Below are 13,355 nucleotides of genomic sequence, written 5' to 3'. Positions count from 1 at the left end.
CTTACCCTATGACTGATTCACTGTCCCCTCAGTCCGCACAGGTGGTGTCGCCGTTCAAACGGTTCGCGGCCTATCCGGAGGATTCAGGGCTGTACCGCGCCGAGAACGAGAAGGACGCCTGCGGCCTGGCGGTCATCGCCACGCTCCGCGGAGTTCCCGGCCATGACATCGTCGACGCAGCGCTGACCGCCCTGCGCAACCTTGAACACCGCGGTGCCGTTGGCGCCGACGAAGGCACCGGCGACGGCGCCGGCATCCTCACCCAGGTTCCGGACGAGTTCTTCCGGGCCGTTACCGGCTTTCCGCTGCCCGCTCCCGGGAGCTACGCCGTCGGCACCGCTTTCCTGCCCACCGAGGAACGGGAACAGGAGACGGCGAAGGCCGGGCTGGAAGCCATCGCCGAGTCCGAGGGACTGACGGTCCTGGGCTGGCGCGAGGTTCCGGTCGCTGCCGATATTGTCGGCGCCATGTCCCGGGCCTGCATGCCGCACTTCGTGCAGGTGTTCCTGGCCCCCGCCGATACCGGCTGCACGGACCTGGACGCGCGTGCCTTCCGGGTGCGGAAGCGCACCCAGAACAAATTCGGCGTGTACTTCCCGTCGCTGTCCTCCAAGACCATGGTCTACAAGGGCATGGTGACCACCGCCCAGCTGGAACCGTTCTTCCCGGACCTTTCCGACCCCCGGTTCAAAACCAAACTCGGCATTGTCCACTCCCGCTTCTCCACGAACACGTTCCCGTCCTGGCCGCTGGCCCAGCCGTTCCGCACCATTGCCCACAACGGGGAAATCAACACCGTCAAGGGCAACCGCAACTGGATGCGCGCCCGGCAGTCCCAGCTCAAGAGCCCGCTGCTGGGGGAGACCCCGGAGGAACTGTTCCCCATCTGCACCCCGGGCGCCTCGGACTCGGCCTCCTTCGACGAGGTTGCCGAGCTGCTGATGCTCTCCGGCCGGCCGATCACCCACGCGGTGATGATGATGATCCCGGAAGCCTGGGAAAACCACGCGACCATGGACCCGGCCCGGCGCGCTTTCTACCAGTACCACTCCATGCTGATGGAGCCGTGGGACGGTCCGGCAGCTGTGTCCTTTACCGACGGGGACCAGGTGGGTGCGGTCCTGGACCGTAACGGCCTGCGTCCGGCACGCTACTGGATTACCGAAGACGGCCTGGTGGTCCTGGCTTCCGAGGTTGGCGTGGTGGACCTGGACCCGGCGAAGATCGTCCGCAAGGGACGGGTATCCCCGGGCAAGATGTTCCTGGTGGACACCGCCGAGGGCCGGCTCATCGAGGACTCGGAAATCAAGGACGAGATCGCGGCCGCCAACCCGTGGGCGGAATGGGTCCGCGAGAACCAGGTTTCGCTCGAGGAACTGCCCGAGCGTGAGCATGTGCTGCACACCAAGGCCTCGATCAACCGCCGCCAGCGCACCTTCGGCTACACCCAGGAGGAACTGCGGATCCTGCTCGGCCCGATGGCCCGCACCGGCGCCGAGCCCTTGGGTGCCATGGGTTCTGATACGCCGATTGCCGTGCTGTCCCAGCGCCCCCGGCTGCTTTTCGACTACTTTGTGCAGTCCTTCGCGCAGGTAACCAACCCGCCGCTGGACGCCATCCGCGAAGAGCTGGTCACCTCCATGCAGAGCTCGATTGGCCCGAACGGTAACATCCTGTCCCTGGGCCAGGTCAAAACCAGCCAGATCGCGCTGAAATTCCCGGTCATCAACAATGATGAACTCGCGAAGATCGCGAACCTGACCAACGACGACGGCGAGAAGGTTGCCCTGAAGGTCCGCGGCCTCTACCGGCCCGACGGCGGCGAATCGGAGCTCCGCGCACGGATCAGCGAGATCTGCGAAAAGGTCTCCGGCGCCGTCAACCGCGGCGTGCAGTATGTGGCGCTCTCCGACCGTGACTCGAACGCCCAGTGGGCGCCGATTCCGTCGCTGCTGCTGCTCTCCGCCGTGCACCACCACCTGCTCAAGAGCGCCAACCGGACCAAGATTTCGCTGCTGGTCGAGGCCGGCGACGTGCGCGAAGTGCACCACGTCGCTGTGCTCATCGGCTACGGCGCCTCTGCCGTGAACCCGTACCTGGCGATGGAAAGCTGCGAGGAGCTGGTCCGGAACGGCGACATCACCGGTGTCAGCCGGGAGCAGGCCGTGACCAATCTGATCAAGGGACTGGGCAAGGGCGTCCTGAAGATCATGTCCAAGATGGGCATCTCCACCGTTGCCTCCTACTGCGGCGCGCAGACCTTCGAAGCGATCGGCCTGGGCCAGGAGCTGGTGGACGAGTTCTTCCACGGCACCCAGACCCAGCTCGGCGGCGTCGGCCTGGACGTCATCGCCGCGGAGGCCGCGGCCCGGCACACCAGCGCCTACCCGGCGGACGAAATCGAAGAACCGCACCGCCGGCTGGAAAACGGCGGCGAGTACCAGTGGCGCCGCGAAGGCCCGCCGCACCTGTTCAATCCGGAGACCGTGTTCCGGCTGCAGCACGCCACCCGGGAACGCCGCTACGACGTGTTCAAGGCCTACACCACCGGCGTGGATGACCAGTCGAAGAACCTGATGACCCTGCGCGGGCTGCTGGACTTCCGCACCGGGGAACGCCCGGCCGTGCCGCTGGAGGAAGTGGAACCGGTCTCCTCGATCGTCAAGCGCTTCTCCACCGGGGCCATGAGCTACGGCTCCATTTCCCAGGAAGCCCACGAAACCCTGGCCATCGCCATGAACCGGCTGGGCGCCAAGTCCAACACCGGTGAAGGCGGCGAAGACGTCGACCGGCTCCTGGATCCAGAGCGCCGCTCCGCCATCAAACAGGTCGCTTCCGGACGGTTCGGCGTCACCAGCCTGTACCTGACCAACGCCGAGGACCTGCAGATCAAAATGGCCCAGGGCGCCAAACCCGGCGAGGGCGGGCAGCTGATGGCGCAGAAGGTCTACCCGTGGGTAGCCAGCACCCGGCACTCCACCCCCGGCGTGGGCCTGATCTCACCTCCGCCGCACCATGACATTTACTCGATCGAGGACCTGGCCCAGCTGATCTACGACCTCAAGCGCGCTAATCCCAGCGCCCGGGTCCACGTGAAGCTGGTCTCCGAAGCCGGGATCGGCACCGTGGCAGCGGGCGTGACCAAGGCCAAGGCCGACGTCGTCCTCGTCTCCGGGCACGACGGCGGCACCGGCGCGTCGCCGTTGAACTCGCTCAAGCATGCGGGGGCTCCGTGGGAGCTCGGCCTGGCCGAGACCCAGCAGACCCTGATGCTCAACGGGCTGCGCGACCGCGTGGTGGTGCAGGTGGACGGGCAGCTCAAGACCGGCCGCGACGTTGTGATCGCAGCGCTGCTGGGCGGCGAGGAATTCGGTTTCGCGACCGCCCCGCTGGTGGTTTCGGGCTGCATCATGATGCGGGTCTGCCACCTGGACACCTGCCCGGTGGGCGTAGCGACGCAGAACCCCGAGCTGCGCAGCCGTTTCAGCGGCAAACCCGAATTCGTGGTGAACTTCTTTGAGTTCCTGGCCGAGGAAGTGCGCGAACTGCTCGCCGAACTTGGATTCCGCAGCCTCGAGGAAGCCATCGGCCACAGCGAAATGCTGGACACCAGGGCCGCCGTCGACCATTGGAAGGCCGACGGCCTGGATCTGGAACCGATCCTCCGCGGACACGACATGGAACCCGGCGCTCCGCTGCGCAACCTGTACCGCCAGAACCATGAGCTGGACGCGCACTTCGATAACAAGCTGATCGAAATGAGCGCGGACGCGCTGCAGAACCGCCAGCCCGTCCGGATCACCCTGGACGTGGTCAACACCGACCGGTCTGTCGGCACGATGCTCGGCCACACGGTCACCAAAACGTTCAGCACCGACGTGCTGGCCACGGACACCATCGACGTGACGCTGACCGGGCAGGCCGGGCAGTCACTGGGCGCGTTCCTGCCGGCCGGCATCACCCTGCGGCTGTTCGGAGACTCCAACGACTACGTGGGCAAGGGACTGTCCGGCGGGCGGATCATCGTCCGCCCGGACCGGAACAATGTGTTCCCCGCGGAGCGGAACGTTATTGCCGGGAACGTGATCGGCTACGGCGCCACCAGCGGCGAAATGTTCCTGCGCGGCCTGGTTGGCGAACGCTTTATGGTCCGCAACTCCGGGGCGACCGCCGTCGTGGAAGGCATTGGCGACCACGGCTGCGAGTACATGACCGGCGGCCAGACACTGATCCTGGGAACCACCGGGCGGAACTTCGGCGCCGGTATGTCCGGCGGCACCGCGTTTGTGGTGGACCTGGTCCGGGCCCGGGTCAACAAGGACGCCCTGGACAAGGGTGAGCTGCTGCTGCTGGAACCCGACGCAGAGGACGCGGACATCATCCGCGGCCTGCTGGTCAAACACGCTGAGGAAACCGAATCGACGCTGGCCGCGGAACTGCTGGCCGACTTTGCCGGCACGGTTTCCCGCATCACCAAGGTACTGCCGCGGGATTACGCGGCAGTACTGAACGCCCGCGCCTCCGCGGCCGAAGCGGGGCTGGACCCCGACGGCGCCGAAGCATGGACCAAAATTCTGGAGGTAACCGGTGGCTGACCCACGTGGATTCTTGAAAGTGCGCGAACGCGAAACACAGCCGCGCCGGCCCGTACCCGTCCGCATCATGGACTTCAAGGAAGTCTACGAACGGCAGGAGAAGGGCGTGCTCAAGGAGCAGGCCGGACGCTGCATGGACTGCGGCATTCCGTTCTGCCACCAGGGCTGCCCGCTGGGCAACCTTATTCCGGAATGGAACGACCTGACCTGGCGGGACAAAGGACAGGAAGCGATCGAACGGCTCCACGCCACGAACAACTTCCCGGAGTTCACCGGGCGGCTCTGCCCGGCGCCGTGCGAAGCGTCCTGCGTGCTGGGCATCAACCAGCCCGCTGTGACGATCAAGCAGGTCGAGGTCTCCATCATCGACCAGGCCTTCGACGAGAACTGGGTTGTTCCGCACGCCCCGGAGCGGCTCACGGACAAAACCATCGCCGTCGTCGGTTCCGGGCCCGCCGGATTGGCGGTGGCCCAGCAGCTCACCCGGGCCGGCCACACCGTGGCCGTGTACGAGCGGGATGACAAGATCGGCGGCCTGCTGCGCTACGGCATTCCGGACTTCAAGATGGAAAAACTGCAGGTGGACCGCCGGCTGGACCAGATGCGGGCGGAAGGCACCCGCTTCCGCACCGGCGTCGAGGTAGGCAAGGACATCTCCTGGGAGCAGCTGCGCCGCCGGTACGACGCCGTCGTGATCGCGACCGGTGCCACCGTGCCGCGGGACCTGCCCATCCCGGGCCGTGAACTCAGCGGCGTGCACTTCGCCATGGAATATCTGGTGCAGTCCAACCGGGCCGTGGCGGGGGAGAAGGTCAAGAACCAGATCCACGCCGAGGGCAAGCACGTGGTGATCCTGGGCGGCGGCGACACCGGCGCGGACTGCATCGGCACCGCCCACCGGCACCAGGCCGCCTCGGTCACCACACTGGCGATCGGCAAGCAGCCGCCCACCGAGCGGGCGGCACATCAGCCCTGGCCGATGTACCCGACCCTGTTCGAGGTGGCCAGCGCCCACGAAGAAGGCGGTGAGCGCACCTACCTGGCCTCCACCGTCGAGTTCGTCGGGGAGAACGGAAAACTGACCGGGGTGAAGGTCGCCGAGACCGAATACAGGGACGGCAAGCGCCTGCCAAAGGCCGGCACCGAGCGGATCATTCCGGCGGACCTGGTCTTCCTGTCGCTGGGCTTCACCGGCCCGGAACCGGCTGGCCTGGCTGATCAGGTGCACACCGAGTTCGATGAGCGGTCCAATGTGCTGCGCGACGGCTACTACATGACGAACACGCCGGGCGTTTTCGCTGCGGGTGACGCGGGCCGCGGACAGTCGCTGATTGTCTGGGCGATCGCCGAGGGGCGCGCCTGCGCTGCCGCCGTCGACAAGTGGCTGGAAGGCTCCACCCGCCTGCCGGCGCCGGTGGCACCCAGCGACCGGGCCATCGCCCCGCTGTAGCCCAACGCGGAGATTCAGCGGCAAGGGGCGCGGCGAAGCCCGCCCGCCCCTTGCCGGGTTTGAGGATTCCACCCCGGAGGATGAGCCCCCGGGCTTAGGTGCAGGACCAACAGGAGACTAGGCTAGAGATTATGAGACGCGCAAAGATTGTTGCCACTTTTGGCCCTGCCATCGCCAGTTACGAAAACACCGTAGCCGTGCTGCGTGCCGGCGTTGACGTTGCACGCATGAACATGAGCCACGGTGACCATTCGGTCCACAACAACACGTACGAAAACGTGCGCCGGGCTTCCGCCGAGCTCGGCAAGCCGGTTGGCATTTTCGCGGACCTCCAGGGTCCCAAGATTCGTCTGGGCCGGTTCACCGATGGACCGCATTTCCTGAACCGGGGCGACACCTTCACGATCACGATTGAGGATGTTCCCGGCACGGCGGAGATCTGCTCCACGACCTACAAGGGCCTTCCGGGCGACGTCAACGTGGGCGATTCGCTGCTGATCGACGACGGCAAGGTCGCCCTCCGGGCCACCGCCGTGGACGATACCAAGGTTGTCACCGAGGTCACCGTCCCCGGACCCGTCTCCAACAACAAGGGCATCAACCTTCCCGGCGTGGCCGTGAACGTGCCCGCCATGAGCGAAAAGGACGAGGAAGACCTCCGCTGGGCCATCCGCCGCGGCGTGGATATGGTTGCCCTTTCCTTCGTCCGCAACGCCGAAGACGTCAGCCGTGTCCACGAAATCATGGATGAGGAAGGCCGCCGCGTCCCGGTCATCGCCAAGATCGAGAAGCCGCAGGCCGTGGCTGCGATCGAGGAAATCATCGATGCCTTCGACGCGATCATGGTGGCCCGCGGCGACCTCGGCGTGGAACTGCCCCTCGAAGACGTGCCCCTGGTGCAGAAGAACGCGATTGAGCTGGCCCGCCGCTGGGCCAAGCCCGTGATCGTGGCCACCCAGGTCCTGGAATCCATGATCGAAAGCCCCCGCCCCACCCGCGCCGAGGCGTCGGACTGCGCCAACGCCGTGCTCGACGGCGCCGATGCCGTGATGCTCTCCGGCGAAACCTCCGTGGGTAAGTACCCGATCGACACGGTCAAGACCATGGCCAGGATCATCGAGTCCACCGAAGAGCACGGCCTGAACCGCGTCCCCCCGCTGGGCAGCAAGCCCCGGACCCGCGGCGGCGCCATCACCCGTGCCGCCGTCGAAATCGCGGATCAGCTGGACACGGCCTGCATCTGTACCTTCACCCAGTCCGGTGACTCGGCCCGCCGCCTGTCCCGGCTGCGCCCGAAGAAGCCGGTGTTTGCCTTCACCCCGGTGGAATCAACCCTGAACTACATGTCCCTGTTCTGGGGCATCCAGCCGATGCTGGTGGAGTTCGCTGAGCATACTGACAAGATGACCGCCCAGGTGGACCGCATCCTGGTTGAACGCGGCATCGTCGACGAAGGTGCCATGGTGGTTATCGCAGCAGGTTCGCCTCCCGGACAGGCCGGGTCCACCAACCTGATCAAGGTGCACCGTGTTGGCGACGCAGCAGACGCCGGTGAAGACAGCCGCCTCGAGAAGGAAAAGGTTGGCCCCTGGCCGGTCAAGGAATCCAACAAGGGCAAAGCCAAGCCGATCTAATCTGCTGATGGTGTGAGTCCACGCGCAAACTGCCCGGCCGGGGTCAACCGGCCGGGCAGTTCTGCGTTCAGCTCCTGTTGAGGAGAGCTGCTCAGGTCAGCAGCCGGGCCTTCGCCGCTGCGAACTCTTCATCAGTGAGCACTCCGGATGAGTGCAGGTCCGCCAGCCGGGTCAGCTGATCCGTGAGCTGGTTCCCGCCGGAGGCGGCCGGAGGGGCCGGCTGCGGGGGAGCCGGGGGCGGCGGCGGGGCCTGTTCCGGGACGTTTGCCGCAGCGTATTCACGTTCGCTGCGGGCCCGCGCCCGGCGGTTGACCGCGTTGGACGTGGCCTGGGCAGTTCCCGAGATAACCGCGGTGCGCGCTATGGTTCCCAGCAGGCCGGGCCTGCCGCCTCTGTCGAATGGCATGTTCTTCCTCCGTCTCGGCTCAACCTGCTGCTGCGCTGGCCTCCAGCGCGGCGTCTACTGTTTCGCGGGGAATCCGGACGTGCAGGGCGGTGGTCCCGCCGGCACGCCGTACCTCCGCGGAGAGGGGCTGCGCCCACTTGTGTTCGAACGCGGCAACGACTGCGGTTTCATTGGGACCCACCGACTCGGCCGCAATGTCGAGATCCGACTCGCTCAGCAGGGTCAGCGGGCGGGAATCAACAAGCACATCGGCCCAGGCCTCAGGAAGGTCATCTTCGATATCGCGGATGTGTACCCTGCCGTCCCCATCCCGGGTGACGAGGACCAGGTCGATGAGGGACACGGCACCGCCGCGGACTGTCTCGCCGAGCGTGGCGATCACGCCGGCGTCGACTTCCGTCCGGGGGAAGGTGAGGATCACTACTTCTACGGGGCCGATGTCCATGTGCTGCTCCTGATCCAGTCCTGATTCCGGGAGGCATGGCTCACAGCGGAGCCGGTGTGGTCTCAATTGTTCACCGGGCCGGTCAGGAGCGGAAGCTTGGGAAGGGATTTCTTGTCTGTGGATCAGGGCGCAGGCAGAGCAGCTTGGGCCGCTGACAGCAGAACGGCCGCCGTCACCCGAAATCCGAGGTGACGCGGCGGCCGTTCAGTGTGCCCGTCAGAGGTGATGGGCAACCAGGTCAGTTGACCTGGTTGATGATGGTCTCAGCGACCTCGCGCATGCTCAGCCGGCGGTCCATGGAAGTCTTCTGGATCCAGCGGAAGGCCTCCGGCTCGGTCAGCCCCATCTTGGTGGTGAGCAGGCTCTTGGCCCGCTCTACGAGCTTGCGGGTGGCGAACTGTTCCTTGAGGTCTGAGACCTCGTTCTCCAGCGCCTTGATTTCCTCATGCCGCGACAGGGCGATTTCGATGGCCGGAATCAGGTCCGCAGGGGTGAAGGGCTTCACCACGTAGGCCATGGCTCCGGCTTCCCGGGCGCGCTCAACGAGTTCCTTCTGGCTGAACGCAGTCAGCAGCACCACAGGGGCGATGCGGGCCTTCACGATGGCCTCTGCTGCGCTGATGCCGTCCATGACCGGCATCTTCACGTCCATCAGCACCAAATCGGGCTTCAATTCGTTCGCCATTTGCACGGCTTTTTCTCCGTTGTCGGCTTCGCCAACGACGTCGTATCCTTCGCCGGTGAGGATTTCCACGATGTCCAGGCGGATCAGCGTCTCATCCTCCGCAACGAGGACGCGCCGCGCGGGAGTGTTGGACGGTACGGGCTCGGTTGACTCAGACACAGATGCTCCTCAAAAGACGACAGCACCACCGGTGGTGACCGGTAGTTCACGGAAACAGCCTATCTGCATGTAGAGTAGTTTCGCGCCCAACACGAGGGATCAATCTGGTTGATCAACGTCACAGGGCCTGCCCGAATGGCGGAATCGGTAGACGCGCTGCACTCAAAATGCAGTATCGAAAGGTGTGTGGGTTCGAGTCCCACTTCGGGCACTTTGACTCTGTTCCGACGCCCCCGCACCCCGGCTTTTTAGACCGGGGTGTTTTCTTTTGCCAGGGGACGCAGCCCCTGCAGCATGGTCCAGGCGATCACCACAGCCACCAGCAAAACGGCGGAGTAGCCCAGGCCGGAGTAGCCAACCGCAGCTAGTATCAGCCCCGCCGAGGCACCGCCGAGGGCCCCGGCAGCGTTCATGCCCAGATCGGAAACCCCCTGGATGGCCGGCCGCTCAGGAGCGGCGACCGCTTCGGAAACCAGTGCCGACGCCGACACCACCGATGCCGACCAGCCAAGGCCCAGCAGCACCAGGCTCACGGTCACGGCAACCGCGGACTGGGCGGCCAGCCCGGCGACCATCAGTGCGGCCAGCAGGAACCCCTGACCCAGCAGGACCACGGACTTGCGCCCGATCCGGTCCGACAGCCAGCCGAACACCGGTGAGAGGGCATACATCCCGGCGATGTGCAGGCTGATCGTGAAACCGACAATGGTGATGCTCGCACCGTGGCTGGTCAGGTGCACCGGGGTCATCGACATCAGGGCCACCATCACCGCGTGGCTGAGCGCGATCACGGCCACCGCGTAGCGTGCGGCCGGATTGGTCCGCAGGATGGCCAGGCCGGACCTCCGCGGAGGCGGTGCCTCGCCGTCGTTCCCTGCGTTCCGCCGCCGCCGGGCCGCCAGCAGCGGGTCCGGCCGGAGCCCGGTCAGATAGACGGCGGCAGCCGCCACCTGGGCGGTCAGGGAGAAAACAAAGGCACCGGTGAGCGGTGGAAGGCCCAGCGCGGCTCCGACGACCTCGCCGGGACCGAACAGATTGGGTCCGAGGACCGCGCCGATGGTGGTGGACCACAACACCACGGACAGGTCCCGGCCCCGGGTCTGGGGCTCGGCCAGATCTGCCGCCGCGAACCTGGCCTGCAGGCTGACGGCGCTGCCCGAGCCAAGGAGCACCAGCCCTGCCAGAAGGGCGGGGAAAAACCCGGCAACCGCGGAACCGACCGCTGTGACGGCCCCCAGGGCAGCGATCAACGCACCGGTGGAAAGCGAAACCCGGCGCCCGGATGCCTCGGCGAGCCTGGCCAGCGGCACGGCGGCCGCTGCCGCCCCCAGGGTGCTCATGGTGGCCGCCATCCCGGACCACGCTGCGGACCCGGAGAGCTCCGCGGCGAGCAGCGCTCCCAGGGAGAGTGTGGCACCCATACCGATTCCACCCAGGATCTGGCCCACCACCAGGACCGAGAGCACACGCCGCTGGGAGGGAACAGCCTCCAGCTCCGGGCCGGTGCGCCCGGCTCCCCGCGGTGTCCCCATTGCTGCCCCGTTCACGATTGTGTGCTGTCCCGGCAGGATATCCCGGGCAGGCCGGGAGAGGTGCATCACAGGGGGTGGTGTTGCGGCTCTCCCTGCGGTCCCGGCGGAAGCGGTTCAGGAGTAGGCTCAAAATATATGTGATCGCATGAATGAACATGCGTGCATATATCGGGAAATAGAGAAGGAGATGCCCCATGAAGGCATGGCAGTTTACCGGTACCAACAATCCCCTGGAACTCAACGAAGTTCCCGAGCCTCAGGCCGGCCCGGGCCAGGTTGTCGTCGAGGTGAAAGCCGCAGGAGTCTGCCACTCCGATGTGACAGCGCTGGATGATCCGGGATGGATGCCGCTCTTCCCGGTCCTGCCGCGGACCATGGGCCACGAGAATGCCGGCGTGATCGTGGAGGTCGGCGAGGGCATGGATCATTGGAAAGTCGGGGACCGCGTGGGCCTCGCGCCTGTGATGAGCGACGGCGACGCCCTCGGCTACGGCAAGTGGGACGGCGGCTTCGGACCGAAGCTCCTCGCCACCGATGACAACCTGGTCAAGCTCCCCGACGAGGTGCCTTTCGACCTCGCCGCCATGGCAACCGACGCAGGCCTGACCGCATACCACGCCATCATGGCGGTCGGCGGGGCGAAGGCCGGCATGAAGGTTGGTGTGATCGGCCTCGGCGGGCTCGGGTACATCGGTGCCCGTGTGGCCGTGCTGTCCGGCGCGGAAGTCTACGGTGCTGAGATCAATCCGGAAACGCAGAAGCTGGCGGATGAGATCGGCCTTGCAGGTGTGGCTGCCTCCATCGACGAGTTCAAGGACAAGGGACTGGACCTGATCGTGGACTACGCCGGCTTCGGCACCACCACGGCGGCAGCCCTGGAAACCCTGGCCGAGTTCGGCACGCTGGTGCAGGTGGGGATGGGACGCCTCGAGTCCACCATCAACACCTACCCGCTGATCATCAACCAGCTCAGCATCAAGGGCTCGAAGTCCGGCACCAAGGAGGACCTCGAAGCGCTCTATGAGCTGATGAAGTCCGGCAAGCTGAACCCGCCGATGAACATCATCACCCAGGCCGAGATTCCGGAGGCCATCGACAAGCTCCGGGCCGGCGGTGTGATCGGCCGGTTCATCGCGAAGTACTAGGACCGGCGCTGGGCCACCGAATCCAGGGCCTCCAGCAGCCGGCGCACGGAACCGCCCAGGTTCCACTCCTCGGCCAGCTTCTGGAGCCCGGCCCGGCTTTCACCCTCAACGGGGTGGAGCCGGGCTCCGGCCTCGTCCAGTGACGGCAGCTCGAGGCCGCGCACGATCCGCACCACGGACGGCGCGGCCTCGAGATAACCGGCCGCAGCAGTGAGCTTGGCCCGCATGGCCGAGGAGAGTCCGCTGCCGCGGTCCTCGACGGCGGCGAGCAGGGATTCCAGCGTGCCGAACTCGGCGAGCAGCGACGCGGCCGTTTTTTCCCCGATTCCGGCCACACCGGGCAGTCCGTCTGAACTGTCGCCGCGGAGCGTCGCATAGTCGGCATACTGCTCCGGCAGGACCCGGTATTTGGCGACCATCGCGGCGTCGTCCATCACTTTCAGGTTTTTCATCCCGCCGGCCGTGTAGATCACCCTCACACCGCTGCGGTCGTTGATGAGCTGGAACAGGTCGCGGTCTCCGGTCACCACATCGACCGGGCCTTCCGCCTGGGCGGCATAGCTGCCGATGACGTCATCCGCCTCGTAGCCGGGCCTGCCGACGACGGCGATGCCCGCCAAGGCGAGCACCTTCCGGATCATCGGAATCTGGGCTTCGAGGGCATCCGGCACGACCTCAACGTCCGATCCGCCGCGGACAATTTCGGCGACCCGGTGCTCCTTGTAGGAGGGGATGAGGTCCACGCGCCACTGCGGCCGCCAGTCATCGTCCCAGCAGGCTATAAGGTGCGTGGGTTCGAACTCGGTGGTCAGCCGGGCGATCATGTCCAGCAGGCCGCGCACGGCGTTGACCGGGGTGCCATCCGCACGGCGGATGGTGTCCGGCAGCCCGTAGAAGGCACGGAAGTACAGGGATGCGGTGTCGAGGAGCATCAAACGGTCAGGCATACGCCGATCCTTGCACGGATGCAGTGCCGCCGGGGAGGAAAAAGCCTGAGTAAGTGGCCGCACGGAGGGCGGGCAGCTGCGCTCTCACGCTTTCGCCGGTTCCGGCGGGAGCCGGTACGCGGCGCTGCTGGGGCCGTAGGCAGCACCGGGCGCCGGGGACATCACCGCCGATGACGCCTGCGCGAACTGGCGAAGCGCGGCCGGCAGAAACTGCAGGGGCGGCAAGCCGCAGGCCTTCAAAGCGCCGCGGTGATCCCAGGCGAGAACACCGGCGGCTCCGATGGCAACAGCCCACCATGCCGTGTGGACCAGCCGACGCAGCAGCATCGGGGTTCCGCGGAAACCGTCGGCCAGGCG

10 protein-coding genes and 1 tRNA gene are annotated in these 13,355 nt (G+C 66.3%); 5 read left to right on the top strand and 6 right to left on the bottom strand.

What is annotated here, in order from left to right; genetic code table 11:
* The first annotated feature begins 8 nt into the window (after positions 1-8).
* From gltB to pyk, 3 genes are all read left to right on the top strand, one after another.
* Positions 9-4,595, top strand: a complete 4,587-nt coding sequence (gene gltB / locus AL3_RS06605) for a glutamate synthase large subunit (RefSeq protein ID WP_066298262.1) — start codon at positions 9-11, stop codon at positions 4,593-4,595.
* The gene (locus AL3_RS06600; RefSeq protein ID WP_066298260.1) at positions 4,588-6,045 is read left to right on the top strand and encodes a glutamate synthase subunit beta; all 1,458 of its coding nucleotides are present in this window, start codon (positions 4,588-4,590) and stop codon (positions 6,043-6,045) included. The genes gltB and AL3_RS06600 overlap by 8 nt, the downstream gene beginning before the upstream one ends.
* A gap of 131 nt (positions 6,046-6,176) precedes the next feature.
* Positions 6,177-7,679: a pyruvate kinase gene (gene pyk, locus AL3_RS06595; RefSeq protein WP_066298257.1), complete on the top strand. Its 1,503-nt coding sequence runs from the start codon at positions 6,177-6,179 to the stop codon at positions 7,677-7,679.
* Between the two features lie 91 nt (positions 7,680-7,770).
* Here pyk and AL3_RS06590 read toward each other — a convergent pair whose 3' ends face one another.
* The 3 genes from AL3_RS06590 to AL3_RS06580 form a co-directional block, all read right to left on the bottom strand.
* Complete coding sequence (locus AL3_RS06590; protein ID WP_066298254.1) at positions 7,771-8,085, bottom strand: SHOCT domain-containing protein; 315 nt, start codon at positions 8,083-8,085, stop codon at positions 7,771-7,773.
* Between the two features lie 19 nt (positions 8,086-8,104).
* Positions 8,105-8,530, bottom strand: a complete 426-nt coding sequence (locus tag AL3_RS06585; protein ID WP_066298252.1) for a DUF6325 family protein — start codon at positions 8,528-8,530, stop codon at positions 8,105-8,107.
* A gap of 238 nt (positions 8,531-8,768) precedes the next feature.
* The gene (locus tag AL3_RS06580; protein WP_066298250.1) at positions 8,769-9,374 is read right to left on the bottom strand and encodes an ANTAR domain-containing response regulator; all 606 of its coding nucleotides are present in this window, start codon (positions 9,372-9,374) and stop codon (positions 8,769-8,771) included.
* Positions 9,375-9,503: 129 nt separating this feature from the next.
* Between AL3_RS06580 and AL3_RS06575 the strand changes: the two genes are divergently transcribed.
* Positions 9,504-9,585 (top strand) — tRNA-Leu (locus AL3_RS06575).
* A 37-nt stretch (positions 9,586-9,622) separates the two neighbouring features.
* On the opposite strand, the gene AL3_RS06570 is transcribed toward AL3_RS06575, so the two are convergent.
* Entirely contained in the window at positions 9,623-10,921 is a 1,299-nt protein-coding gene (locus AL3_RS06570; protein WP_370665083.1) for an MFS transporter, read from the bottom strand.
* A gap of 179 nt (positions 10,922-11,100) precedes the next feature.
* Between AL3_RS06570 and AL3_RS06565 the strand changes: the two genes are divergently transcribed.
* A complete protein-coding gene (locus tag AL3_RS06565; RefSeq protein WP_066298248.1) occupies positions 11,101-12,051 on the top strand; it encodes a zinc-binding dehydrogenase in 951 nt (316 codons plus the stop codon).
* Here the strand turns inward: AL3_RS06565 and AL3_RS06560 are convergent.
* Positions 12,048-12,998: a 5'-3' exonuclease gene (locus AL3_RS06560; protein WP_066298247.1), complete on the bottom strand. Its 951-nt coding sequence runs from the start codon at positions 12,996-12,998 to the stop codon at positions 12,048-12,050. The two genes, AL3_RS06565 and AL3_RS06560, sit on opposite strands and share 4 nt — an antisense overlap.
* 84 nt (positions 12,999-13,082) lie before the next feature.
* Positions 13,083-13,325 carry a hypothetical protein gene (locus AL3_RS06555; protein WP_066298244.1) on the bottom strand — a complete coding sequence of 81 codons (243 nt, stop codon included), beginning with the start codon at positions 13,323-13,325 and terminating at the stop codon, positions 13,083-13,085.
* Positions 13,326-13,355 lie beyond the last annotated feature (30 nt).

It is taken from the genome of Arthrobacter luteolus NBRC 107841 (assembly GCF_001552075.1).
Taxonomy (GTDB): domain Bacteria; phylum Actinomycetota; class Actinomycetes; order Actinomycetales; family Micrococcaceae; genus Arthrobacter_B; species Arthrobacter_B luteolus.
The sequence above is the reverse complement of the archived record's forward strand: the minus strand, read 5'-3'. Positions and strand labels throughout refer to the sequence as shown.